This is a genomic window from Neisseria sp. (assembly GCF_030527965.1).
GTDB lineage: Bacteria > Pseudomonadota > Gammaproteobacteria > Burkholderiales > Neisseriaceae > Neisseria.
The window spans coordinates 21,351-47,413 of the sequence record NZ_JAUMZU010000001.1; the positions used below are offsets into that span (position 1 = coordinate 21,351).

General features: G+C 51.8%; 22 protein-coding genes. 13 read left to right on the forward strand and 9 right to left on the reverse strand.

Annotation, left to right across the window (positions count from 1 at the left end):
- The first annotated feature begins 104 nt into the window (after positions 1 to 104).
- Together argB and Q4A84_RS00115 are read left to right on the forward strand one after the other, a co-directional pair.
- Positions 105 to 992, forward strand: a complete 888-nt coding sequence (gene argB / locus Q4A84_RS00110; protein ID WP_303086893.1) for an acetylglutamate kinase — start codon at positions 105 to 107, stop codon at positions 990 to 992.
- 75 nt (positions 993 to 1,067) lie between these two features.
- Positions 1,068 to 2,087 (forward strand): NAD(P)-dependent alcohol dehydrogenase, encoded by a 1,020-nt coding sequence (locus tag Q4A84_RS00115; RefSeq protein WP_303086894.1) that lies wholly within the window; start codon positions 1,068 to 1,070, stop codon positions 2,085 to 2,087.
- A gap of 171 nt (positions 2,088 to 2,258) precedes the next feature.
- On the opposite strand, the gene cysI is transcribed toward Q4A84_RS00115, so the two are convergent.
- From cysI to Q4A84_RS00135, 4 genes are all read right to left on the reverse strand, one after another.
- Positions 2,259 to 4,025, reverse strand: coding sequence for an assimilatory sulfite reductase (NADPH) hemoprotein subunit (gene cysI / locus Q4A84_RS00120; protein ID WP_303086895.1), 1,767 nt, complete (start codon positions 4,023 to 4,025; stop codon positions 2,259 to 2,261).
- A gap of 197 nt (positions 4,026 to 4,222) precedes the next feature.
- A complete protein-coding gene (locus tag Q4A84_RS00125) occupies positions 4,223 to 4,669 on the reverse strand; it encodes a DUF4124 domain-containing protein (protein ID WP_303086896.1) in 447 nt (148 codons plus the stop codon).
- 116 nt (positions 4,670 to 4,785) lie between these two features.
- A complete protein-coding gene (locus tag Q4A84_RS00130; RefSeq protein ID WP_303086897.1) occupies positions 4,786 to 6,120 on the reverse strand; it encodes a DEAD/DEAH box helicase in 1,335 nt (444 codons plus the stop codon).
- A gap of 76 nt (positions 6,121 to 6,196) precedes the next feature.
- Positions 6,197 to 6,382 (reverse strand): hypothetical protein, encoded by a 186-nt coding sequence (locus Q4A84_RS00135; RefSeq protein ID WP_303086898.1) that lies wholly within the window; start codon positions 6,380 to 6,382, stop codon positions 6,197 to 6,199.
- Positions 6,383 to 6,431: 49 nt separating this feature from the next.
- Between Q4A84_RS00135 and Q4A84_RS00140 the strand changes: the two genes are divergently transcribed.
- From Q4A84_RS00140 to Q4A84_RS00150, 3 genes are all read left to right on the forward strand, one after another.
- Positions 6,432 to 7,118: a M48 family metallopeptidase gene (locus Q4A84_RS00140; RefSeq protein ID WP_303086899.1), complete on the forward strand. Its 687-nt coding sequence runs from the start codon at positions 6,432 to 6,434 to the stop codon at positions 7,116 to 7,118.
- Between the two features lie 36 nt (positions 7,119 to 7,154).
- The gene (locus tag Q4A84_RS00145) at positions 7,155 to 7,400 is read left to right on the forward strand and encodes a glutaredoxin family protein (RefSeq protein WP_303086900.1); all 246 of its coding nucleotides are present in this window, start codon (positions 7,155 to 7,157) and stop codon (positions 7,398 to 7,400) included.
- Positions 7,401 to 7,560: 160 nt separating this feature from the next.
- Positions 7,561 to 9,156, forward strand: coding sequence for an aspartate:alanine exchanger family transporter (locus tag Q4A84_RS00150; protein ID WP_303086901.1), 1,596 nt, complete (start codon positions 7,561 to 7,563; stop codon positions 9,154 to 9,156).
- Between the two features lie 49 nt (positions 9,157 to 9,205).
- On the opposite strand, the gene Q4A84_RS00155 is transcribed toward Q4A84_RS00150, so the two are convergent.
- Positions 9,206 to 9,481 carry a helix-turn-helix domain-containing protein gene (locus Q4A84_RS00155; protein ID WP_303086902.1) on the reverse strand — a complete coding sequence of 92 codons (276 nt, stop codon included), beginning with the start codon at positions 9,479 to 9,481 and terminating at the stop codon, positions 9,206 to 9,208.
- A gap of 206 nt (positions 9,482 to 9,687) precedes the next feature.
- Here Q4A84_RS00155 and radC point away from each other — a divergent pair, with 206 nt between their 5' ends.
- From radC to Q4A84_RS00195, 8 genes are all read left to right on the forward strand, one after another.
- A complete protein-coding gene (gene radC / locus Q4A84_RS00160) occupies positions 9,688 to 10,362 on the forward strand; it encodes a DNA repair protein RadC (protein ID WP_303086903.1) in 675 nt (224 codons plus the stop codon).
- 56 nt (positions 10,363 to 10,418) lie between these two features.
- Positions 10,419 to 10,952 (forward strand): NUDIX hydrolase, encoded by a 534-nt coding sequence (locus Q4A84_RS00165; RefSeq protein WP_303086904.1) that lies wholly within the window; start codon positions 10,419 to 10,421, stop codon positions 10,950 to 10,952.
- Between the two features lie 4 nt (positions 10,953 to 10,956).
- On the forward strand, positions 10,957 to 11,709 hold the full coding sequence (gene gloB / locus Q4A84_RS00170; protein WP_303086905.1) for a hydroxyacylglutathione hydrolase: 753 nt from the start codon (positions 10,957 to 10,959) through the stop codon (positions 11,707 to 11,709).
- Between the two features lie 242 nt (positions 11,710 to 11,951).
- Positions 11,952 to 12,857, forward strand: a complete 906-nt coding sequence (locus tag Q4A84_RS00175) for a recombination-associated protein RdgC (RefSeq protein ID WP_303086906.1) — start codon at positions 11,952 to 11,954, stop codon at positions 12,855 to 12,857.
- 44 nt (positions 12,858 to 12,901) lie between these two features.
- On the forward strand, positions 12,902 to 13,468 hold the full coding sequence (dcd, locus tag Q4A84_RS00180) for a dCTP deaminase (protein ID WP_303086907.1): 567 nt from the start codon (positions 12,902 to 12,904) through the stop codon (positions 13,466 to 13,468).
- 127 nt (positions 13,469 to 13,595) lie between these two features.
- Positions 13,596 to 17,687 (forward strand): DUF6531 domain-containing protein, encoded by a 4,092-nt coding sequence (locus Q4A84_RS00185; RefSeq protein WP_303086908.1) that lies wholly within the window; start codon positions 13,596 to 13,598, stop codon positions 17,685 to 17,687.
- A gap of 25 nt (positions 17,688 to 17,712) precedes the next feature.
- Positions 17,713 to 18,144, forward strand: coding sequence for a DUF4265 domain-containing protein (locus tag Q4A84_RS00190; protein WP_303086909.1), 432 nt, complete (start codon positions 17,713 to 17,715; stop codon positions 18,142 to 18,144).
- Between the two features lie 222 nt (positions 18,145 to 18,366).
- Positions 18,367 to 19,623, forward strand: a complete 1,257-nt coding sequence (locus Q4A84_RS00195; protein ID WP_303086910.1) for an RHS domain-containing protein — start codon at positions 18,367 to 18,369, stop codon at positions 19,621 to 19,623.
- Positions 19,624 to 19,779: 156 nt separating this feature from the next.
- Here the strand turns inward: Q4A84_RS00195 and Q4A84_RS00200 are convergent, their stop codons facing one another.
- The 4 genes from Q4A84_RS00200 to acnB all read right to left on the reverse strand — a co-directional run bounded on the left by Q4A84_RS00200 (position 19,780) and on the right by acnB (position 26,033).
- On the reverse strand, positions 19,780 to 20,307 hold the full coding sequence (locus Q4A84_RS00200; RefSeq protein WP_303086911.1) for a membrane integrity-associated transporter subunit PqiC: 528 nt from the start codon (positions 20,305 to 20,307) through the stop codon (positions 19,780 to 19,782).
- On the reverse strand, positions 20,308 to 21,933 hold the full coding sequence (gene pqiB / locus Q4A84_RS00205; protein WP_303086912.1) for an intermembrane transport protein PqiB: 1,626 nt from the start codon (positions 21,931 to 21,933) through the stop codon (positions 20,308 to 20,310).
- 15 nt (positions 21,934 to 21,948) lie between these two features.
- On the reverse strand, positions 21,949 to 23,250 hold the full coding sequence (locus tag Q4A84_RS00210) for a paraquat-inducible protein A (RefSeq protein WP_303086913.1): 1,302 nt from the start codon (positions 23,248 to 23,250) through the stop codon (positions 21,949 to 21,951).
- A 197-nt stretch (positions 23,251 to 23,447) separates the two neighbouring features.
- Positions 23,448 to 26,033 carry a bifunctional aconitate hydratase 2/2-methylisocitrate dehydratase gene (gene acnB, locus Q4A84_RS00215; protein ID WP_303086914.1) on the reverse strand — a complete coding sequence of 862 codons (2,586 nt, stop codon included), beginning with the start codon at positions 26,031 to 26,033 and terminating at the stop codon, positions 23,448 to 23,450.
- Positions 26,034 to 26,063: the final 30 nt, after the last annotated feature.

Genomic DNA, 26,063 nt, shown 5'->3' on the forward strand with positions numbered 1-26,063 from the left:
GTTGCGCTGTAATGCAATGCCTGTCTGAAAAGCCGTTTCAGACAGGCATTGCGGTTTATATGGCATAATGGCCGGGTCTGAAAACCCGTAAGAAAGCCGCAGCTATGGAACGCGAAAACATTCCCCCTACCGTAAAAGCCAATATTCTGGGCGAGGCCCTGCCTTACATCCGCCGTTTTTCCGGCAGCACCTTCGTGATTAAATACGGCGGCAATGCCATGACGGAAGAGCGGCTGAAAGAAGGCTTCGCCAAAGACGTTACTTTGCTGAAGTTGGTGGGCATCAATCCGGTTATCGTGCATGGCGGCGGCCCGCAAATTAACGAAATGCTGCAGAAGGTGGGTAAAGAAGGCGTATTCGTGCAGGGCATGCGGGTAACCGATGCGGAAACGATGGATATTGTCGAGATGGTGCTGGGCGGCCATGTTAACAAAGAGATTGTTTCCTTGTTGAACCAAAACGGCGGCAAGGCCGTCGGCATCAGCGGGCGCGACAACCATTTTATCCGGGCGAAAAAATTGTTTATCAACACACCCGAGCGCAATGGCGTGGACATCGGCCAAGTGGGCATCATCGAAAGCATTGACGCCACTTTGATTAAAGAGATGGTACGCGGCGGTTATATTCCCGTTATTGCGCCCATCGGCGTCGGCCGGCAAGGGGAAGCATTCAATATCAATGCCGACTTGGTAGCCGGGCGGTTGGCGGAAGAATTGGATGCGGAAAAGCTGATTATGATGACCAACATCACCGGCGTGATGGATAAAGAAGGCAATTTGCTAACCAACCTTACGCCGCGCAAAATCGATGATTTGGTGGCTGACGGTACGCTCTACGGCGGCATGTTGCCTAAAATCAGCTCGGCAGTGGAAGCAGCCTGCAACGGCGTTAAAGCGGTGCACATCATTGACGGGCGCGTTTTAAATGCCTTGCTGCTGGAAATCTTTACCGACAAAGGCGTCGGCTCGATGATTCTTGGTGAAGAAAAATAATACTCAAACCGGAAACGGCTTATTCATACCTCAAATCGTTTTAATCAAATCCTAATTATATAGAGAGGACACGCTATGTCACAAAATATGATTCGCGCTTATGCGGCCTCGGCGCCGCATGCCGCATTAGAACACTATGATTACGATGCCGGTGCGCTGAAAAACGATGAAGTGGAAATCAAGGTGCACTACTGCGGCATCTGCCACTCCGATATTTCAATGATCGACAACGAATGGGGCATGAGCCATTACCCGCTGGTGGCGGGGCACGAAATTATCGGCGAAATTACTGCGCTGGGCGCGGGGGCAAAAGGCTTGAAAGTCGGCCAGATGGTGGGTGTGGGCTGGACGGCGGAATCCTGCCAGCATTGCGATCCGTGTATCGGCGGCAATTCGCATACTTGCGCCACCGCCGTGCCTACCGTTATCCGTATGGGCGGCTTTGCCGATAAAGTGCGCGCGCAATGGCAATGGGTGATTCCTATGCCTGATGGCATTGATTATTCTAAAGCCGGGCCTTTGTTGTGCGGCGGGATTACTGTATTCCAGCCTTTGCTGCAACACGGCATTAATGCCAGCCATAAAGTGGGTGTGATAGGCGTGGGCGGGCTGGGCCATATCGCTTTGGGCTTTTTCAACGCATGGGGTTGCGAAGTGACCGCGTTCAGCTCAAATCCGGCCAAATACGATGAAATCCGCGCCATGGGGGCGCATCATGTGCTCAATTCGACCCAGCCCGAGGCGTTTGCCGCGGCACAAAACAGCTTGGATTTGATTGTGTCGACTGTAAACGTGCCGCTGGATTGGAATGCCTACATGACTTTGCTGAAGCCCGAAGGCAAGCTGCACGTGGTCGGCGCGGTGCTGGAGCCGATGAATATCAGTGCTTTTTCGTTGATTCCGGGTGCAAAATCCGTGGCGGGTTCGCCAACCGGCGCGCCGATTCATCTGCGTACCATGATGGATTTTGCCGCGCGTAAGAAAGTCGAACCAATTGTGGAGACTTTCCCTATGTCTCGCATTAATGATGCTTTGCAACATGTACGCGACGGCAAAGCGCGTTATCGCGTAGTATTGAAAAACGATTTTGTTTAAAGCAGTAATGAAAGAAGATGCAGCGTCGAACGAATCAACCGGTTGGATAAGATGGTTTGAACGGCGTTCTAATCGATTATTGGCTTGTTAGATAAATAAATGCCTGCCTGAAAAAGCACACGAGAAAATCAAGTGCGGTTTTTCAGACAGGCATTTTGGTTTTGCCGGCGCTTATACGGCCCAGAAGTCGCGCGGGGCGTCGAGAACCGGTTTAACGATGCCGGTACGTACGGCGAAATCGCCGAAGCCTTCGCCGTTTTCACGATCCGAAGCCCAGCCGGTCAGCCAATTGTCGATGATTTCGAGAATTTCCGGCTCGGTAATGTTTTCTTTGAACAGGCGCGGAATACGGGTGCCGGCGCGGTTGCCGCCCGCGTATAGGTTGTAGCGGCCGACAGCTTTGCCGACCAGCCCGATTTCGGCCAGCATGGCTCGGCCGCAGCCGTTGGGGCAGCCGGTAACACGCAAAACGATATGCTCTTCAGACAGGCCGTGTTTGGCAAACAAGGCATCGATTTTGTCGGTGAATTGCGGCAGGAAGCGTTCGGCCTCGGCCATGGCCAGCGGGCAGGTCGGCAGGGAAACGCAGGCCATGCTGTTTTCACGTTGAGGGGTAATCGCATCGCTGATCAGGCCGTGTTCGCGGGCGATTTTTTCGATTTTGGCTTTGTCGCGTTCGGGTACATTGGCCACAATCAGGTTTTGGTTGGCGGTCAGGCGGAAGTCGCCTTTGTGGATTTTGGCGATTTCGCGCATGCCTGTTTTGAGCGGTCGACCCGGGTAATCAAGCAGGCGGCCATTTTCGATAAATAGTGTCAGATGCCATTTTTTATCTTCGCCCTGCACCCAGCCGATGCGGTCGCCGCGCGAGGTGAATTCATAGGGAAGAATGGGTTGGAATTGGGCGCCCATGCGGTTTTCCACTTCGGCGATGAATACGTCTACGCCGACGCGTTGCAGGGTGTAGCGGGTTTTGGCGTTTTTGCGGTCGCTGCGGTTGCCCCAGTCGCGTTGAACGGATACCACGGCGGCGGCGCAATCGAGCGTTTTTTCCAATGGAATGAAGCCGAATTCGATGGCGGTGTTGGGGTAGGTTTTGGTGTTGCCGTGTTCCATGGAAAGGCCGCCGCCAACCAAAACGTTGAAGCCTATCAGTTTGCCCTTTTCGCCGATGGCGATGAAATTCAAGTCGTTGGCGTGGAGGTCGACGTCGTTGTGCGGGGGAATGACGACGGTGGTTTTGAATTTGCGCGGCAGGTAGTTTTTGCCGAGCACCGGTTCGGTTGCGTCGCCGCTTTTAACGGAATCTTTCAGCGGCGTGGCGGGCATGGTTTCGGTGGATTGCACTTTTTCGCCGTCGAGCCAGATTTCGGCGTAGGCACGGGTTTTGGGCAACAGGTGTTCGCTGATTTTTTTGGCCCATTCGTAGGCTTCTTTATGCAGATTGCTTTCGACCGGATTGCTGGTGCACAACACGTTTCGGTTGACGTCGCCGGCGGTGGCGATGGAATCGAGGCCAAGTTTGTGCAGCCATTGGTGCATGGATTTGATGTCTTCTTTTAATACGCCGTGGTATTGGAAGGTTTGGCGGTTGGTGAGGCGAATGGAGCCGTATAAGGTGTGTTCGGTGGCAAATTCGTCTATGCCCAGCCATTGCTTGGGCTGGATGATGCCGCCGGGCAGACGGCAGCGCAGCATGACGTTTTTCAGCGGCTCGAGCTTTTGTTCGACGCGTTCGGCACGGATGTCGCGGTCGTCTTGCTCATACATGCCGTGAAAGCGGATAAGCTGGAAATTGTCGCCGTTGAAACCGCCGGTTAGACCGTCGGAAAGGTCTTTGGTGATGGTGCCTTCGAGATAATGGCTCTGGCCTTTGAGCCGCTCGTTGTCGGCTAAGGGGGCGTCGGGCAGTTTGGCGCGCGGGTCTTGAGCTGTCATGGGTGTTCCTTGGTTATCATCGTTTTGGTATGTGGAAAATACGGGATACTTTAATAACTGCGACAGGAAAAGGGAAAGAATGGTTTGCTTTAATTAAAGATGATTTGGTTATATTGATTATTTATGAGAAATGCCTGTCTGAAAACATTTTCAGACAGGCATTCGGCTTTGGATTTAAAGATTATTTTTGAATATGTTTATTGTGAAATAGGCGAGGGGTTGGCATTATGGGTCGAATTGCTACCGCCTGCCTGGTTTAAGTCGTTTTGGGCTTTTTTCACGTCGGCTTCCAAACCGGCAATGCGTTGCAGATAGCGCGCGTAGTTGCGTTCGTTGCCATAGCGTACTTTCTTGCCTTCTTCCAGTGCTTTTTGGGCATCGGCCAATTTTTTCTGCGCGGCTTGATAATCGGCGTTTTCTTGGGGGGATTCTTGCGGCGCGGCCGGCGGCGTGTAATTGACCGGTTTGGCCGGTAGGGATGAATAAACGTCAAGGCGGCCGATATCGGCTTTCTGGCAGTTGGCCGAACGGGCATCTTGCGTGTAGATTTTATTGCCGCTGCGGTCGATGCAGGTGTAGATTTCTGCATGGGCAGCGGGCAGAGCGGCAGTAAATAATAAGGCTGTAATCAGAGCGTGTTTCATGCGTTTTTCCATAATGAGAGGTAAATTTGATTATATCGGTAAGCCGGTTTTTTTGCAGCATGGAATAATGAAGAAGTGCCTGTCTGAAAATGGTTTTTCAGGCAGGCATGTTCTATTTAGGCTTTGGTTTTGTCACGGCCGTGTTTTTTTGCCGGTGCGCCGTCGGTTTTCTTGTTTTTTTTGAAACCATCTTTGTTTTTGAAGCCGCCGTCTTTACGACCCCATTTTTTGTCTTTGCCCGCGCCGTCGTTTTTATCGCGCCAGCCGCCTTTTCCTTTGGGCTTGCCGCTGCCCGGCTTGCTACGTTTGCGGGTCGGCTCCAAGCCTTCGATGGTCATTTCGGGCAGTTTGCGGCCGATGTATTTTTCAATTTTGTGCACTTTGACGTGTTCGCCCACTTCGGCAAAGCTAACGGCAAGGCCAGTTCTTCCGGCGCGGCCGGTACGACCGATGCGGTGAACGTAATCTTCCGATTGCTTGGGCAGATCGTAATTGATAACGTGGGTAATGGTAGGAACGTCGATTCCGCGTGCGGCTACATCGGTGGCAACCAGAATTTTGCAGCGGCCTTTGCGCAAGTCCATCAGCGTGCGGTTGCGCCAGCCTTGCGGCATGTCGCCGTGCAGGCAGTTGGAGGCGAAGCCTTTTTCGTATAAATCGTCGGCCAATACTTCGGTCATCGCTTTGGTTGAGGTGAAAATCACGCATTGGTCGATGTTGGCATCGCGCAAGATATGGTCGAGCAAGCGGTCTTTATGGCGTTTGTCGTCGCAATATAACAATTGCTCTTCGATTTTCCCTTGATCATCAACGCGTTGGATTTCGATGACTTCGGGATTTTTGGTTAGTTTGCGTGCCAATTTGCCTACGGCGCCGTCCCATGTGGCGGAAAAGAGCAGCGTTTGGCGGCTTTCGGGGGTGGCGGCGACAATGGTTTCGATGTCGTCGATAAAGCCCATGTCGAGCATGCGGTCGGCTTCGTCGAGAATCAGAACTTCCAAGCGGTTGAAATCGACCTTGCCGCTGCGCATCAAATCCATCAGACGGCCAGGCGTGGCCACCACCAAATCAACCGGTTTGTTTAACGCGCGAATCTGCTGGCCGAACGAAGCACCGCCCACCACGGTTACGGTGCGGAACCATTTCATGTTGCGCGCATAAGCCTGCGCGTTTTTTTCCACTTGCGCGGCGAGCTCGCGGGTAGGCGCCAGCACCAATGCGCGCGGACCGTTGCCGGGTTTTTCGCTGCGTTTGGTCAGGCGTTGCAGGGTGGGAAGCAGAAAAGCGGCTGTTTTGCCGGAGCCGGTTTGTGCGCCCGCCATAATGTCGCGGTCATCCAGCGCGGCGGGAATGGCTTGGGCTTGAATCGGTGTGGGTGATTCGTAGCCTTCTGTTTTAAGGGCGGAAAGAATGTTTTTATCGTGCAGTAAATCGCTGAATTTAATGGACATGAGGTTCCTAAAAACGGCAACAATGCCTTCCGCCCGCAAAGTGGGTGGCCTGAAGCTGGGATAAAGAGGGATGGCTTTAAAGGTTGTCGCAAGCGCGGCGGCTTGTGTTAACATCGGCGACAACCTGCAATCGGATGGTTTCGCCGCTCGGCGGGAAACCCAAAAGAAAAGCCTTATCTTGAAGATAGGCGCACAGTTGGCTGAAGACGATGGCTTCGAAAATGTGAGGGCAGATAATAGAGGGTTTGGGTGGCAGGGTCAAGCAAAATTCATGCTTCTGTCTTTCAGACAGGCATCGGGTGTTTCAAAATATGGTTCAAAAAACACATACTCTACAAAACGGGCGACGCATTGCTTTGCAGCTTAAGCGCAGCGCGAAGAAAAATATCATTATGCGGCCGGTTTCGGCCGATGCAATCAGCGTGAACATTCCGCCTTTTCTCAGCGAGAGCCGTTTGATGGCGTGGCTGCTGCAAAACGAGCATCATGTATTGGATTTGTTGTCGCGCGAGATGCCTGCTGCAAGGGAAGGCCTGCCTGCCTATGTGTGGTATCGCGGCGAACGTTATGGTTTGGGCGAACATGATGAGGCTTTTATTGGGCTGTCGGAAAAGCGCTTTTTGCTGCCGCGCGGTAATCCGGCGGCGCAAAAAGGCCATTTCAGCCGCTATCTGAAGGCGCGGGCAGAAGAGGTTTTACTGCCGCGTTTGCGTTGCCATGCGGAAAGCACGGGATTCCAACCAGCGGCAACGGCTTTATCCGATGCGAAAACTTTTTGGGGCGTGTGCCGTGCGCGCACCGGCATACGCTTGAATTGGCGATTAATCGGCGCGCCGGATTTTGTGTTGGATTATGTCTGCATTCATGAACTTTGCCATTTGCGCCAAGCCAATCACAGCCCGAAATTTTGGGCTTTGGTTGACGGTTTAACGCCGCACACCGCCGCAGCGAAAGCTTGGCTGAAGCGGCATGGCAACGAATTGTTTATATTGGGCTGATTAGGGAGCTCGCTTGAAATTGGAAACGGATGGAAAATGAAGCTGACGCTTATGTTTCGCGAATATTGCAGCCTTTGTCATAAGATGCGTGATGAATTGTTGCGGCTGCAACCGGAATACGGGTTTGAGCTGGCGCAATTCGATGTGGACGACGATGCCGCTCTGGAAGAAAAATATAACGAACTGGTGCCGGTTTTGCTGCATGGGGAAACGGAAATTTGCCATTGGCATTTAGACGAACCGAAGCTGCGCGCTTATCTGGATGATTTGATTCGGGCATAAAATCTATGCCTGTCTGAACATATTTTCAGAAAATTTCAGCATAATTGAAACTTAACTACATTAAATATTTGCTTAAACGCAAATATTGGTGATTGCGGCATAGTTTGACTTAGTTGATTGTAGTAAAATTTCTTTATCTATAATGATTAGGAGTCGAAGTATGACGGCGATTGCAGAGTTTCTCGCCTCTCAGCCGTTGCTGGCGCTGTTTATTACCATTGCGTTGGGCTACGGATTGGGTGCGGTAAGCATTAAGGGGTTTTCCCTCGGGTCGGGAGCGGTATTGTTCGTCGGGCTGGCGATTGGCGCGTTGGCGCCCAAATCCGCCTTGCCCAATACGGTGGGTGCATTAGGCTTGCTGCTGTTTCTTTACGGCGTCGGCATTGCCTACGGCGCCCACTTTTTTAAAGGCCTGACCAGCCCAGAGGGCATCCGCTCCAATCTGGCTTCGATTATCGGCGTTTTGCTGGCATTGGGTGCGATGCTGCTGGCGGTAAAATTTATGCCCGGCGTGGCGTTGCCTGAAGCGATGGGCGCGTTTGCCGGCGCCGGCACCAGTACGTCGGCCTTGCAAGCGGCGATGGCGGTAACGGGCGACAGCATTCCGGCAACCGGCTATTCGGTTGCTTATCCGTTGGGTGTGGCGATACCGATTCTGATTTTGGGGCTGTATAACGCATGGTTCAAGCCGAAAATTGCGCCGCAGGAGCGGATTTCGCTGCAAATGTATGCGGTTCGGGTTGAGAATGCTTATGTGGTGGGTAAAACGCTGGAGGAATTGTCGAATTGGCTGCCGAAAGGGGTCGATGCTTCTACCGTGAGCCGCGATGGTCAGACCCACTCGGCCGAAGTGCACGGCGAATTGGCGCTGAACGACGTGGTGTTGATTACCGGTGTCGACGGCAAGGTGATGGAAGAAGCGGAAAAAATGATCGGGGTGCGTGTGGGCGATACTTTCCGCCGCAGCTACGGCGAGCTCGATTATCTGCGCTTGTTCGTTTCAAACCCTAATATGTCGGGCAAAACCATACGCGAAGTCAAGCAGATGCTGAAATTTGAAACCAGCATTTTGCATTTGCGCCGCAATGATGAAGACATCACCACCAACCTTGATTTACGCCTTGAATTGGGCGATCAGATCGGTCTTTTGGCTGCCATCGAAAACATCCGCGATTTGCGCCGCGTGTTCGGCGATTCGGTACGAGCCGGCGGCGAACTGGGGTTTGCTTCGGTCGGTGTGGGCGCGGCATTGGGTTTGGCCGTAGGCGCGATTCCTTTATATCTGCCGGGCTTGGGTCGCTTCACTTTCGGTTTTGCCGGTTTGCTGGTGGTTGCGCTGTTTCTGGGTATGCGGCGGCGCACCGGCCGGTTTGTGTGGTCGATGCCGATTCAGGCCAATTTGGCCATCCGCAATTTCGGGCTGACTTTGTTTTTGGCTCAGGTGGGCATGTCTTCCGGCCAGACCTTCGTCAACACGGTTTCCCAAAACGGCCTGACTTATTTGCTGCTGGCCGCGCTGTTGGCTGCGGTATTGACCATTGCCGTATTGATACTGACGGTTTATGTGTTCAAAATTCCGTTTGACTTGGCTGCCGGCGTGGTATCCGGCGCAACCGGCAATCCTGCGATTCTTGCGTTTACCAGCCGCACGCTCGGCACCGATAAGCCGGATATCGGCTATGCGATGATTTTCCCGTCGATGACGATTCTGAAAATCATCGTGGTGCAGGTGGTTGGCGCCATCGGTTTGGGATAGCCGCCCACTTGTAAAAAATGCCTGTCTGAATTTTTCAGACAGGCATTTTTTATCCTATCATGGCCAGTCTGGCTTCGGGCGGCAACAACAATTGGTAAGCAGGCACGCCGAGTGCGGTCGCCATTTTTTCGATATTGGAAAGCGCAATGTTCCAGCGTTTGCGTTCCACTGCCGAAACATAAGTTCGGTCGAGCCCGCATTGGCGGGCGAGCTCTTCTTGCGACCAGCCTTTATTAACGCGGAACAGGCGCATGTTGTAAGCCAAAACGGCGCGTAAGTCGGAAGAATCGGGTAGCTCGGTGGGGGCTTGCAGTTTGCTGGTCATGGACATTCCTTTGAATTTGTTTCAACGGATTTTACTTCACATTTATTTAAACGCCAATGCCTGTCTGAAAAAACCTGTATGGCTTTTCAGACAGGCATTTCTCTTGCAGCGTTTACAACATCATAGCGGTTTGCATCAGGCGCTTTTTTGGATAAACTTACTTGAGAAACTATTGTTTAAAATGATTTTAAAATGGGAAAACGATTATGAGCATCAAAAACTGGCCGCAGGGCGAGCGGCCGCGGGAAAAATTATTAGCGAGCGGAGCGGCAGCGTTAAGCGATGCGGAATTGCTGGCCATTTTGCTGCGGGTAGGCACGAAGGGCATGAGCGCGGTGGATTTGGCGCGCTATTTATTGCAGGAATTCGGCAGCTTAGGTCGGTTGATGAATGCGGATGCAAAATCGTTGGCCAAACATAAAGGCATGGGGCTGGCGAGTTACACTCAATTCGCTGTGGTAAAAGAGGTTGGTCGGCGGGTGTTGGGCGAGGAATTGCAACAAGCGCCGGTATTCGGCCAATCGCAGGCGGTGGCCGATTTTCTCCGTTTGCATCTAGGGCGGGAGCAGGTGGAAATCACCTTGGCGTTGTTACTTAACGGGCATAACCAGCTGATCAAATCGGTGGAGCTGGCGCGAGGAACGGTGGCTGAAAATACGGTTTATGTGCGCGAAGTGGTTAAATTGGCGCTGGATAACGGCGCCAGCGGCATGATTATCGCGCATAACCATCCCGGCGGTTCGCCCGAACCTTCGGCGGCGGATATCGCGTTTACCAGTCGGCTGAAAGCGGCTTTGGCATTGGTTGACGTGGTTTTGCTGGATCATTTTGTGATTACCTCGGCTGAGGCGGTATCGTTTGCCGAACAGCGTTTGTTGTAAGGCAGGCTTGGGTATACAATGCTTGTCTGAAAACATGAGTTGAAAAGGATGGGCTGATGGATTTAACCGAAACCCAAATTGGTTCGGAACCGATTTTTCAAGGTACTTTCGTATCGATTGCCAGAGATAAAGTGCGCCTGCCCAACGGCAATGAAAGCCATCGGGTTGTGATACGTCATCCCGGCGCGGCCTGCGTGTTGGCGGTTACGTCGGATGACAAAGTGATTTTCGTGCGGCAATGGCGTTATGCCTGCGGCAAGGCTATGCTGGAATTGCCGGCCGGCAAGTTGGAGGCGGGTGAAGATCCGGCATTATGCGCCTTGCGCGAGTTGGCGGAAGAAACGCCGTTTGCCGCCGAGCGGGTTGAGTTGGTGAGAGTTTTTTATACTGCTCCCGGCTTTTGCGATGAGAAAATGTATCTCTACCGTGCGATTAATGTGAGCGAAACCAGCAATCTGCAACCGGATCAGGATGAATTTGTGGAAACCGTGGTATTGAGTCGGCAAGAAGTGTTGCAAGCCTTGCAAAACGGCGAAATCGAAGACGCTAAAACGCTTATCGGCCTGCAAGATTGGCTGTTGAAAGGTTAGCTTTATGCAGATTGTACCGATTCCTGCGTTAAGCGACAACTATATCTGGCTGATTCGGTCGGGCAATGAAGCGGTGTGCGTTGATCCGGGCGAAGCCGCGCCGGTAGCGGCTTATTTAGCTCAGCATGGCTTGGTTTTGCGCCAAATTTGGATTACCCACCATCATCACGACCATATCGACGGGATAGCGGATTTGCGCCGCCTCTTTCCAGAATGCAAAGTGTATGGCAATGACGACATTGCGGCGGCAACCGATTATGTGGCGGAAGGCAGCGAAGTGGGTTTTTGCGGTGAAACTGCCCGTGTCTGGTATGTGCCCGGTCATACCGGCCGGCATCTGGCGTATTTGCTGCTGCTTTCCGGCCGTTATCATGTATTTTGCGGCGATACTTTATTCAGTGCCGGGTGCGGTCGCGTGTTTACCGGCACGGTAGCGCAGCTTTACGGCAGCATGCAACGTTTCAACAGTTTGCCTGCCGATACTTTGTTTTATCCCGCGCACGAATACACGGCATCAAACTTGTGCTTTGCCATCCATATCGAACCGGATAATCAGCCGGCGATTGAGGCACTTGCTTTGGCTGAAAAATCTAAGCCGACGCTGCCCGTAACCCTAGCGCACGAGCGGCGGGTCAATCCTTTTTTAAGAACCGGCAACGCAGCTTTGGCCAAGCGGGTGGAAGCCTTATCGGAAACCGTGTTAAACGATGAAGCGGAAATATTTGCTGCCTTGAGGGCATTGAAAAATTCGTTTTGATGCTGGTGATGAAAAGCATTATGGCAAATAAAATGCCTGTCTGAAAACCTGTTTCAGACAGGCATTTTACTGCGCGTGAGCAGCAAAATTAGGAGGTAAAACGGCGAATGATTAAAAATAACGGAGCAGGGCGGGTAGCGTTGTTACGGAAATCACGTCGAAAGCCCGATGCAGTGGAATGATTGGGTTTATTCACTATATAATAGACCGCTTTGAAAACAACTTTAAAGAAAGCATGCGTTATGTGGTTTAAGCAAATCAGTTTTTATTCCCTCACTCCGGAAAAACTGCCAACACTGGAAACATTGGCAGATAAACTGGGCGAGGCAGAGTTTACGCCTTGTGCAGGGTTAGACTGGTTTAGCGAAGGCTTTGCCGCACCGGTTTCTTTTTCGCCGGAAGCGGTGTTTCCGGCTGAAAACACTTGGCGCGTTGCTTTGAAAAAAGAAGAAAAAGTGCTGCCGGCTGGCGTTATTCGCGATATTCTGGATGAAAAAGTAGCGGAAATCCAAAACGCCGAAGCGCGCAATGTCGGGCGCAAAGAAAAGCAGGAGCTGAAAGAGCAGATTACCGACGATTTATTACCGCGCGCCTTTACCCGCTCGGGGCGCGTGCAAGCGGTATTCGATACACGGCGCGGCTATCTGCTGGTCAACAACGCTTCCGCCAACAAAGCGGAAGGGCTGCTGACCAAGCTGCGTGAAGCGCTCGGCGGCTTGGAAGCGCGTTTGCCGAATACCCAACAATCGCCGGCCAGTTTGATGACCGAATGGCTGTTGCGCGGGGCTTGCGAGGGCGGCTTCGAGCTGGATAGCGACTGCGAGCTGAAAGGCAGCGGCGATGTGGCGCCTACGGTAAAAGTGTCGAAACAGGATTTGACCGCCGATGAAGTGGTGCAGCATGTGAAAAACGGCAAAACCGTTACCCAGCTCGGCTTGGTATGGCGCGAGCAGATTGCCTTTATTCTGACGCAGGATTTCACTTTAAAACGCATCCAATATTTAGACGTGCTTCAGGAAGAAGCGGAAAGCCACGGCGACGATGCCGCCAGTTTGGCTTTTGCATCGCAGGTTTTGATGACGGAAAATATCGGCGCCATGTTGGATGAATTGGTCGGCTATCTGGGCGGATGGCAGAAATCATCCTGAACTGGCGATGCCTGTCTGAAAACGATTTAACCAAGGAAAATACTATGAGCATTAAATCCGATAAATGGATACGCCGGATGAGCGAGCAGCACGGCATGATTGAGCCGTTCGAGCCGAATCAGGTAAAAGAAGTAGACGGCCGCAGAATCATTTCTTACGGCACGTCCAGCTACGGCTACGATATCCGTTGCGCCAATGAATTTAAGATTTTTACCAATATCAACAGTACCATCGTCGATCCGAAAAATTTCGATCCGAAAAACTTTGTGACGATTGAAGACGATTGCTGCATTATCCCGCCCAATTCTTTTGCGCTGGCGCGCACGGTGGAATATTTCCGCATCCCACGCAACGTGCTGACCGTGTGTTTGGGGAAATCAACTTACGCGCGCTGTGGCATCATCGTCAACGTTACGCCGTTCGAGCCGGAGTGGGAAGGTTATGTTACGCTGGAATTTTCCAATACCACGCCGCTGCCGGCCAAAATTTATGCCGGCGAAGGTGTGGCGCAGGTATTGTTTTTCGAAAGCGATGAAATTTGCGAAACCTCTTATAAAGACCGAAGCGGCAAATATATGGGGCAAACCGGAGTTACCCTACCTAAAACCTGACGGGTGGGCCGATAAAAACCGGTTGGAGATTAAGCCGTTAATCTTCAACCGGTTTCGCATTTTTCATGAAACTTTTTCTCTTTTAGGCCGTCTAAATTTTATCTTTAATCCGTCTTATCTTCACATCATGGCCATCCAAAAAATCGCCCGCAAAGACAGCGACTTCCGCGTTGTGTGCATGTTGCCCGACTTCTGTTTTCTACCGATGCCGCCGACCCCGCCGCAAGTGCCGCCGATACCTTTTCCGCTGACCACCGATTTAGGCAAGGCCAAAGCCGTTGCGAAAGATGTGAAGATTAATAAAAAGCCCGCATTTGTCTTTGATGCCAGCTATGTTCCAGAAACATTCGGCGACGAGCCGGCCGACCCGCCGCCGCATCCCGGCCCCGGAACACGGAAAAAAGGTGTGTTAAGCCAAACGGCCGGCGAAGCGGCCTGGCCGATGACCCATTCTTCTTCGGTTAAAATCCGCGGCGAATACATTATCCGGGCAGGCGACATGTTCTATATGAACAACAAATACAAAGGTCGTCTCAAAAAGAAATGCCCTGCCTGCAAGGCCAGTATGCTGGCCGGATTGCCGGTCAACCCGATTCTCGGCATCAAAGTTTTGCCGGATGAAACCGATTTTGCCTTTGAAGGCGTTTTACCGCTGGTTTGGCAGCGCAGCTATTATTCCGACCAAGACGGTGCAGGTTGGTTGGGCGAAGGCTGGAGCGTGCCGGGCGGGCAACGGCTGATTCGCACCGAATCCGGTTTGGCCTACATCGATTTGCAGGGGCGGCTGATACCGATGCCGGATATGGAAGACGGTGAAGAGCCGGTGTTGTTCGAAGCCGAGATGGTTTGGTTTGCCCGCGACGGCAGCAACTATTTCGTTACCTCGCTGGACGGTTCGGTTTCGCTGCGATTTGCCCCGGCTGTCGTATCCGAAGAGGATCCCGAGGGAGAAGCCTGTCTGAATTTCCCTTTGGTGGCGGTGGAAGACAGCAACGGCAATCACCAACGCTTTATCTACCATCATCTGACCGGATTACCGCAATACATCATCGACGGCAACGGCAGAGTGTTTTACCTCGACTTCGGCAATGTCGGCACCATAGAGCAACCCGCTTACCGGCTGCTTTCCGTTTCCCTGCTGGATCGGTTGCCCGCCTTGGAGGAAAAGGCTCGCCCCGCCCGCCCGTTGGTTCGCTATGAATATGCGGCAACGGGCGATTTGTTACGCGTTATCGGCCGCGACGGCGCGCTCAAGCGCAGCTTTACTTACAAAAACAATCTGATGGTGTCGCATACCAATGCCGGCGGGCTGACTTCTTATTACGAATACAGCCATTACACCCCGACCGGCAAAGTCTTGCGCAACTGGTCGTCGCTCGGCCACGAATGGCGCTTTACCTACCATGAAGGCTACACCGAAGTTACCGATGTGCTCGGCCGTACCGAGCAATACCATTACGACGACAATCAAGAGCTGATTCGCCACGTTTTGGCCGACGGCAGCAGCATCAACATGGAGCGCGACCGCCTCGGCCGGCTCACAGCCCACACCGACGCATTAGGCCGCACCACACGCTACCAATACAGCCGCGAAGGCCAAGTCACCACTATTACCCGCCCCGACGGCAACGCGCTCTATTTCGATTACGACGACAGCTACCGCCTACGCGTATCAACCGATGCCAACGGCGACCTGACAAGTTACGTTTACGACGCCGCCGGCAACCCGATTATCCACACCGACCCGCAAGGCAACGCCACCCGTTTTGCCTACCAGCCCAACGGCCTGTTGCAAACCGTGACCGACCCGCTGGGTCATACCACCGAATACCATTACAACACCAATAACCAGCCCGACCTGATTACCGACTGCTCCGGTTATCAAACCCGATTGAGCTACACCCCCGAAGGCCAGCCGGCCCGAATTACCGACGCCCTCGGTCAACATACCGAATATTATTACGACGACGATCTGCGTCTGATTCGGGCGGATTACCCCGACGGCAGCCGCGAGCGCTTCAGTTACGACACCGCCGGCAACCTCGTTGCCCACACCGACGGTGAAGGCCACACCACCGAGTACCGCTACGCTGCCGACGGCCTGCCGACCGAAAGGAAAAACGCCTTAGGCTACACCTTCGGCTACCAATACGATCCGGCCCGCCGCCTGATCGGCCTGACCAACGAAAACGGCGCCCGCTATCGTTTCTCTTATGACCCGCTCGACCGCCTGATCGCCGAAGCCGGCTTCGATCAAAAACTGACTGCTTACCATTACAACCAAGGCGGCGAATTAACCCAGCAAACCGAATACGGTCGTCTGGCCGAAAACGAAGCCGTACTCAAAGACCTGTTCGCCCAAAATTCAGACAGGCATCAAACCGATCCCAAAGCCTGTCTGAAAGACAAAACCCCGCTGCGCATTACCGAATTCCAGCGCGGCACGCTCGGCAGATTGATTGCCAGCATGGCCCACGACCAACAGGGCGGCACGCAGGAAACCCTGTTCCAATACGATGCCGAAGGCCGCTTAGTCCGCGCCGCCGACCCGCACAGCATTACCGGTTTCGACTACGATGCCAACGGCCGCATCCTGCAAGAGAGCTTCCGTTTCCACCGCCCCGAAGTCGACCAAAGCAACGCACTGCCGCTGACCGACTGGCGCAATCCCGACCACGACCTGATTCTGCAACACACCCACCGCAACGTCCGTTATGTTTACGATGCCAACGGTAACCGCACCGCCACCCATCTGCCGAACGGCCAACGGCTGGATTACCTCTACTACGGCAGCGGCCACCTGCACCAAATCAGCCTGAACGGCAATCCGCTGACCGACATCGAACGGGATAAACTGCATCGCGAAATCCAACGCAGCCAAGGCAAACTTAACAGCCGCTATCAGCTCGATCCGCTGGGCAGGCTGAAACAACAAACCGCCGAGCTGCAAAGCCTGTCTGAAACCGGCAGCAAAGCCCAAACCATCACCGCGGTTAAACGCAGCTACGGCTACGACAAAACCGGCAACCTGACCCAATCGACCGACCAGCGTTTCGGTACTACCCATTACGCCTATGATCAACTCGGCCGCATCACCCAAGCCGGCGAACAACGCTTCGCCTTCGATCCGGCGCACAACATCGTTGACAAAGCCGATCAAAGCGTTAAAGACAATCTGGTTACCCACTATGAAGGCAACCAATACGTTTACGACGAATACGGCAACCTAATCTACCGAGAGCTGCCGAACGGCGAAATCCAAAAATATCAATACGACTTAAAAGACCAACTGATTAAAGCCGAAATCCATCAAAACGGACAACAGCAGACTTGGCGCTATACCTACGATGCCATCGGCAGAAGGATAGCCAAAGAGCAGGTGGAAAACGACCCGCCGCGCATCTTCGGCGAAGAAGCCTGTCTGAAAGAAGCGCAGCCGATAGCAGGCAGCCGCACCGAGTTCATCTGGGACGGCAGCCATCTGCTACAGGAAACAAACGGCAAAGGCACGTATACTTACGTTTATACCGACCAAGACAGCTACGAGCCGTTGGCGCAAATCTTCGATTCAAAAGACCCGGAGCAGCCGCAGCAAACCCACTATTTCCACTGCGACCAAATCGGCATACCGCGCGAGATGACGGATAAGGAAGGCAACCTGCTTTGGTTCGGCAATTACAAAGGCTGGGGGCAGCTGGACGAAGAAACCAACATTACCGGCGCACATCAACCGTTCAGATTACAAAACCAGTATTGCGACGAAGAGACGGGGCTGCATTACAACTTCTTCCGCTATTACGAACCGCAGTACGGGCGGTTTGTGAATCAGGATCCGATTGGGTTGAACGGTGGAGAAAATTTATATCAGTTTGCTCTTCATAGTAATTCATGGCTTGATCCTTTAGGATTGGCGAAAAAATATATTCCTAGCTTTGAGAGACACTTAAAAAAACAAGGAACTAGAAAAGGGAAAGATTTTACTGCAGCGGGGAAAAGAGCAGTTCGAGATCAGAATAAGGCTGATAATAAAGGACAAATGATTTGTGGAGTATGTGGTAGACAGACTGTAGAGCCTAAGAGGCATGAAAAAGGGAAATCTCCTCCCGATAATGAGGCTCATGTAGATCACATATTAGCAAAAGCGAAAGGAGGATCTGGTACTGTGGAAAATGGTCAAGTATTATGTAGAGTGTGTAATCTTGCAAAAAGTGATAAGTAAGGTTTGATTAAAAGGTAAATTTAGAATGAAAAAAATATTTTTTAGACTTGAAGTTGTGGGCGACTATCCACCTGTATCAATGGAAAGTATTTGGGCTGAACCAACAAAAGAAGGATTTTTTAAAATTGATAATATACCATTTTATAGTAAAGAAGTATCGTTAGGAGATATAGTAAGCGCTGAAAAGCAAGAAGAAAACTATTTTTTATATAGAAAGACTATAGTTCATAGTAATAACAGCACGATTAGGATTATTTTTTTTAATGATGATCAGGAATTAAAAGATCAGGTTTTAGCTAGGTTAACAGAGCTAGGTTGTTCTTTTGAAGCATTTGATGAAAAGTTTTATGCAATTAATGTGCCAATTACTGTTGATATTGAGTTAATATATAATTTTTTGGATAGTTTACTAGAGAATGAAGAATTGGATTATGAAACAGGATATCTATCACAATAAAACTTCGATCAAAAACTGACTGCTTACCATTACAACCAAGGCGGCGAATTAACCCAGCAAACCGAATACGGTCGTCTGGCCGAAAACGAAGCCGTACTCAAAGACCTGTTCGCCCAAAATTCAGACAGGCATCAAACCGATCCCAAAGCCTGTCTGAAAGACAAAACCCCGCTGCGCATTACCGAATTCCAGCGCGGCACGCTCGGCAGATTGATTGCCAGCATGGCCCACGACCAACAGGGCGGCACGCAGGAAACCCTGTTCCAATACGATGCCGAAGGCCGCTTAGTCCGCGCCGCCGACCCGCACAGCATTACCGGTTTCGACTACGATGCCAACGGCCGCATCCTGCAAGAGAGCTTCCGTTTCCACCGCCCCGAAGTCGACCAAAGCAACGCACTGCCGCTGACCGACTGGCGCAATCCCGACCACGACCTGATTCTGCAACACACCCACCGCAACGTCCGTTATGTTTACGATGCCAACGGTAACCGCACCGCCACCCATCTGCCGAACGGCCAACGGCTGGATTACCTCTACTACGGCAGCGGCCACCTGCACCAAATCAGCCTGAACGGCAATCCGCTGACCGACATCGAACGGGATAAACTGCATCGCGAAATCCAACGCAGCCAAGGCAAACTTAACAGCCGCTATCAGCTCGATCCGCTGGGCAGGCTGAAACAACAAACCGCCGAGCTGCAAAGCCTGTCTGAAACCGGCAGCAAAGCCCAAACCATCACCGCGGTTAAACGCAGCTACGGCTACGACAAAACCGGCAACCTGACCCAATCGACCGACCAGCGTTTCGGTACTACCCATTACGCCTATGATCAACTCGGCCGCATCACCCAAGCCGGCGAACAACGCTTCGCCTTCGATCCGGCGCACAACATCGTTGACAAAGCCGATCAAAGCGTTAAAGACAATCTGGTTACCCACTATGAAGGCAACCAATACGTTTACGACGAATACGGCAACCTAATCTACCGAGAGCTGCCGAACGGCGAAATCCAAAAATATCAATACGACTTAAAAGACCAACTGATTAAAGCCGAAATCCATCAAAACGGACAACAGCAGACTTGGCGCTATACCTACGATGCCATCGGCAGAAGGATAGCCAAAGAGCAGGTGGAAAACGACCCGCCGCGCATCTTCGGCGAAGAAGCCTGTCTGAAAGAAGCGCAGCCGATAGCAGGCAGCCGCACCGAGTTCATCTGGGACGGCAGCCATCTGCTACAGGAAACAAACGGCAAAGGCACGTATACTTACGTTTATACCGACCAAGACAGCTACGAGCCGTTGGCGCAAATCTTCGATTCAAAAGACCCGGAGCAGCCGCAGCAAACCCACTATTTCCACTGCGACCAAATCGGCATACCGCGCGAGATGACGGATAAGGAAGGCAACCTGCTTTGGTTCGGCAATTACAAAGGCTGGGAATTGGAGGAACATATCAGCTGCTCCGATTACTGAATTAGATGGCGAATACAGACAACAGTCGTCTTGAAATTTGAAAATGAATCGGTGTTATTTGGAAAAGTGAATTTTTAATTATTGTTGCAAGTGCCTTAGGTAAAACAAAGCCTGTCTGAAATTTTTCAGGCAGGCTTTGTTCAAGCTAGCTGGTATTTAGTCGGCCAAGGCAGCTGCTGCGCTTTCTACGCCTTCATCCAATGATTGAATCATGGCGGGGTAGCCGTCGCCTTGTTGCGGCGTTTCGATATTGAAATTTTTGCCATGTCCGTTCGGGCGGACTGCATAGCCTTTTACCAAGGTGCTGCCTTTGTAGCTGCCGTTGAACGCTTCGATATAAATCTTCAATACTTGGCTGCTGCCGCTACGGCTAGCCGGAACGTAGCGGTAAGAAGAATGTTGCCGCCGATTCAGTTTGTTGGAGAAACTGGCGGCTAAGGCTTGATCCAGCGGAGAGGCCCAGAGATTGTTGCGGGCGAAGTTAAGGCTTAACGGGTCGGTTTGGTAAACCAAACCGCCGTTGTTGAGCGGCTCCGCTAAAACAATTTGTACGGCAATTTCTTTACCTTGGCCTTGAGGCAATTCAAACTGGCTGTCTGGCAAGCTGTAATACTGAGTGGCAGCAGTTGTACTACAGGCGCTTAAGGTTACGGCAGTCAGGGTGGCGGTAAGCAATTTTTTCATTTAGCGGCTTCCTTTCGGTGTCGGATCTTTTGCGCTTTGGTTGAAAATCAGCGAATTGGGTTTTTCTTTTAAAGTGTTAAGCAAAGGCTGGGCATCACGCATGGTTTTATCCAGACTGCGTAAGGTGTTTTGCACGTCTTGGTACACGGGCGATTGGGGTGAAACGCCTTGCAGCGTGCTGCGCAGCTCGTTAAGCGTTTGATTCAGCTCGGCCGGGATTTGCTGAGTTTGCGGCTTGCTGATCAAGCGGTTGGCGGAATTGAGGGTGGCTTTCAATTCTTTCAGGCTGCCGTTCAATTCGCCCACTGTGTTTTCCAGCGGCAGTTTATTAAACTTATCAAGCAGCTTTCCTAGCTGGGCTTGCAAATCGTCCAGGCCGCTGTTGTGCGTGGCGATAACAAGATTGCCGTTATATTCTTTAAATGGTCTGAGCTTGCTGTCCGGCGTGCTGTCGGTTAATTCGATCATCTTGCTGCCGAGAATCAGGTTGTTGTTGGAGAGCGTGGCATTGAGCCCTTTTTCCAGCGCTTGTTTGAGCTGGTCCTGCCAATAAGCTTTATTTTGCGGATCGGCATTCACTTCGATACGCGAAGGGTCGATGCGTAAGCGAACCGGTATCAAGCCGTTTTGGAACAGGCGGGTGCTGTCGTTTTTAGAGAAGTAGGGCACATCGGTAACGCTGCCGATATTAATACCTTTGTATTCTACAGGCGAGCCTGCGCTTAGGCCGCGTACGGAGTTTTTGAAGAATGCGACATAGTAAAGCGCGCGTTCGTCGGGCAGGTTCTCGATTTGGGCAAGGTCGTTATAAAGCTCGAAGGTGTCTTCGTTGGAGACCGGTTTTTTCTCGCCTTTGGGTGTGCGGAAGGCAATGGCGCCGGATAGCAGGGTATAGATCGGCGCGCTGTCGATTTTGATGCCGTTGCCGGTGGTTTGCACGCTCACGCCGCTTTCAAGCCAGAATTGGCTGTCGGCACTGATGAGTTTTTCATTCGGGCTGTTGACGAAAATTGTGTAATCCACGGTTTGGGTGGTCGGATTGAATTTTGCGGTTTCAATCTGCCCGACGTTAAAACCTTCATAGAGAATTGGGCTGCCGGCGCTCAACAGTTTGCTGTTGTCGCCGATAAGGTGTAAGCGCAGGCCGCTTTGGCCGATGGCGGCAATCGGCGGGATATCAGATACTTTGAAAACGCTCTCGCTTTCTTCTGACGAGCCGGGCGTAAAGGCGATGTAAGAGCCTGAAACCAAAGTAGTCAGGCCGGAGATACCGCTTTGGTCGATGCGTGGTTTAACCACCCAAAACTGGGTGTCTTTACGCATCATGTCTTTGGTATCGGCATTGAGCTGCGCCGTGATTTCCACGCCTTTGCGGTCTTCCCGTAACCGGATTTTCGTTACGCGTCCGACGTCTACGCTCAATACTTTTATCACTGTGGTATTGACTTCAATGCCGTCTGCGCTGTCCATCAATAGGGTAATTTCAGGGCCTGTATCGCGGATGTTTTGGAATAAGAGCCAAATGCCGGCGATTAAGGCAATCAGCGGAATCAGCCAGACGAAAGAGGAAAATGTGGTGTTTTTCTTGATACGTGCCGGTACGGGCTTTGGAGTTTGCTCGTTCATTGTCATAAGTTTTCTTTAATAAGTCGGGTCGGCCGGTGTGGTTTTGTCCCACAAAAGGCGTGGGTCGAAGAAGTGTGCGGAGAGCATGGTCAAAATAACCACCAGGCAGAAATAAATGGCGGCCGGGCCGGGTAAAACACGTGCTATCGGGGTGTGGAACGCGCTCATCAGGATAATGATGACAAAAATATCAATCATAGACCAGCGGCCGATGGATTCGGTAATTCGGTAAACCAGCGACATTTTTTCAATGGTAAAAGGTAATCGGCGGTGTGCCGATAAAATTAAAACCGACATGCTGATGATTTTCAGCAATGGAACGGCGATGCTGGCGCTAAAAATGATAACGGCAATCAAGCGGTCGCCATCGTTCCACATGTAAATAATGCCGTTTAGGATGGTGCTGATTTCCAAGGCCGTCGGATTTGAGGAAATCATAATCGGAAACAGATTGGCAGGAATATACAATATGGCGGCGGCGATGAGAAAAGCAGTGGCGATGCTTAAACTTTTGGGCCGCCGGTTGAACAACGGCGAACCGCATACGCCGCATTCGGTTTCAATTTCAGGTCGAAAATACAAACAAGAGCTGCAGCAGACGGAAGATGATTCTGCTTCATGAATGGGAGAACGACCGAGCAGGTGGTGAATTTGGTAATAAACCCAATGTTGCGGTATGGATACGGAAGTACGGATGAGCAAGACGGCCAGCACCAGCATCAGCCAGAAGGCAGGGCCAAAGGTTAATACGGCAACGCTTTTAAGTTTGATATAAGCAACAAGGGTGGAAATAAAGAAAACGTCTACCATAATCCATTCGCGTAGCCTGACCATCGTGCGCGTTGCATAAAGCAGGCAGGGCAAAGGAATTTGGCGGTGCAGGGCGTAAAAAACATAAGTGCAAAGCAATAAAAACAACAGAGGCGTGCCAAAGGTGAGGGCAAACATGATTTCCGCCAGAATGCCAAAATCCTGAACAATTAATGTTTTGACCATCACCGGCAACGTTAGTTTGGAATACACGCCGACGCCGGGCATTTTGACGATGATAAACATCAGGCTGTATACGATAGCCATAATGATTAACGAACTGATGGCGAAAGACAGAGGCGCCAAAAACGGATTGCTCTCCACCCTTGCAAGCCGGTAGCCGCAGCGCGGGCAATGGCATTCCTGCCCCCGCATCAAGTGGGGAATGTCGACCCGTTGCCCACATTCCGGGCAATCAAGCGTATGCGCCGGCAGCGTGGCATGATGTCGGTGGCCTTGGTGTTGCGCAAAGCGATGGTCAGTTTCAATTTTCCGGTATCGGAGCATTCGGAATGGATGGAGCGAAATAAAAAAACGGAGGCGTATTATACCCTAATATGGTAAGGCGGATTAGGATTAAACTATTCGTATATTATTGTTTTGAGTTGATTAAAAAAAACGGGATAACAAAATTATCCCGTTTTGGTTTTCAGACAGGCATCTGGAGTGATATGCCTGTCTGAAAATAAATGATGCTTAATGATTTAAACTTTTACCGTTTCGGCGACATCGTTATACGTTTCGATTTCGTTGAAATTCATATAGCGGTAGATTTTATCGCCTTGCTCATTGATGATGCCGACATTGGCTTGATATTCTTCAACAGTAGGAATATAGCCGAGCTTGGAGCAGATGGCCGCCAGTTCTGCCGAACCGAGGTAAACAAAAGTATTTTTACCCAACCGGTTGGGGAAGTTGCGCGTTGAGGTGGACATTACAGTCGCTCCTTCGTGCACTTGCGCTTGGTTGCCCATACACAGCGAGCAGCCCGGCATTTCCATACGTGCACCCGCGCGACCGAGTACGCCGTAATGCCCCTCATTGGATAATTCCTGCGCATCCATTTTGGTTGGCGGAGCCATCCACAGCCGAACCGGAATATCGCTTTTGCCTTCCAACAGTTTGGAAGCGGCGCGGAAGTGGCCGATGTTGGTCATGCATGAGCCGATAAACACTTCGTCGATCTTCGTGCCTGATTTTTCAGACATGAAGCAAACATCGTCCGGATCGTTCGGGCAGGCGATAATCGGCTCTTTGATATCGTCCATATTGATTTCGATAACGGCTGCATATTCGGCATCTTTGTCGGCAGACAGCAGCTGCGGATTGGCCAGCCAAGCTTCCATCGCTTTGATGCGGCGCTCCAGTGTGCGCGGATCTTTATAGCCGTCGGCAATCATGTTTTTCATCAACACAATGTTGGATTTCATGTATTCGATAATCGGCTCTTGATTCAGCTTCACGGTACAGCCCGCAGCCGAACGTTCAGCAGAAGCATCGGATAGCTCGAACGCCTGTTCCACTTTCAAATCAGGCAAGCCTTCGATTTCCAAGATTTTGCCGGAGAAAATGTTTTTCTTGCCCGCTTTTGCAACAGTGAGCAAACCCTGCTTGATGGCGTATAAAGGAATGGCGTTGACCAAATCGCGTAAAGTGACGCCGGGTTGCAGTTTGCCGGAGAAGCGTACCAATACGGACTCTGGCATATCCAAAGGCATAACGCCTGTTGCAGCGGCAAATGCCACCAAACCGGAACCGGCAGGGAAAGAGATGCCGATAGGGAAACGGGTGTGCGAGTCGCCACCAGTGCCGACGGTATCGGGCAGCAGCAAACGGTTCAGCCATGAGTGAATCACACCATCGCCCGGGCGCAACGCAACACCGCCGCGGGTAGAAATAAATTCAGGCAATTCTTTATGGGTTTTGACATCCACCGGTTTTGGATAGGCGGCAGTATGACAGAACGACTGCATTACCAAATCGGCAGAGAAGCCCAAGCAAGCCAAATCTTTTAACTCGTCGCGGGTCATCGGGCCGGTAGTATCTTGCGAGCCGACGGTAGTCATGCGGGGTTCGCAGTAAGTACCGGGGCGTACGCCTTGACCTTCGGGCAAGCCGCAGGCACGGCCGACCATTTTTTGTGCCAAGGTGAAGCCGGCATTGCTTTCGGCAGGTGCTTGAGGCAGGCGGAATTCGGTGGAAGCTGGCAAGCCTAATGCTTCGCGTGCTTTGGCGGTTAGGCCGCGTCCGATAATCAGATTGATACGGCCACCGGCTTGTACTTCATCCAGCAACACTTGTGATTTCAGCGTGAATTCGGCTATGGTTTCGCCGTCTTTCACGATTTTTCCTTCATAAGGCAGAATATCGACTACGTCGCCCATTTTCAGTTGTGATACATCCACTTCAATCGGCAATGCGCCGGAATCTTCTTGCGTATTGAAGAAAATCGGGGCAATTTTGCCGCCCAAGCAGACGCCGCCGTAGCGTTTGTTCGGCACGAATGGAATATCCAAACCGGTGTGCCAAATTACCGAGTTGGTGGCTGATTTACGCGAGGAACCGGTGCCGACCACGTCGCCGACATAAGCAACCGGATGGCCTTTGGCATTCAGTTCTTCCAATAGTTTGATCGGGCCGATTTCACCGGGTTTGTCGGGCGTGATGCCGTCGCGCGGGTTTTTCAGCATGGCCAGGGCATGCAAAGGAATGTCAGGGCGCGACCAAGCGTCCGGTGCGGGGGAAAGGTCGTCGGTATTAGTTTCGCCGTCAACTTTGAAAACGGTTACAGTAATTTTTTCAGGAACTTTTTCGCGAGAGGTAAACCATTCGGCATCCGCCCATGATTTGAGCACGGCTTGGGCATGTTGGTTGCCTGCTTCGGCTTTTTCTTGCACATCATGGAAGGAATCGAACATCAGCAAGGTGTGTTTCAGGCCTTCTGCGGCGATGGGTGCGAGTTTTTCGTTATCCAGAAGTTCAATCAGGGGGTGGATGTTATAGCCGCCGAGCATGGTGCCTAAAAGCTTGGTTGCGTATTCGGGCGAGATAAGCGGGCTTTGCGCACTGCCTTCGGCAACGGCGGCAAGGAAAGAAGCTTTGACTTTCGATGCATCATCCACGCCGGGCGGAACGCGGTGGGCAAGTAGGTTGACCAGAAACTCCCCTTCGCCTGTGGGCGGGTTTTTCAGCAGTTCCACCAGATCGGCGGTTTGCTGTGCAGTTAGGGGAAGTGCGGGAATGCCGAGGGCTTCGCGCTCCGCGGCGGCTTTGCGATAGGCTTCTAACATTATTGATTGTTCCTTTTATATGTTTTTCTT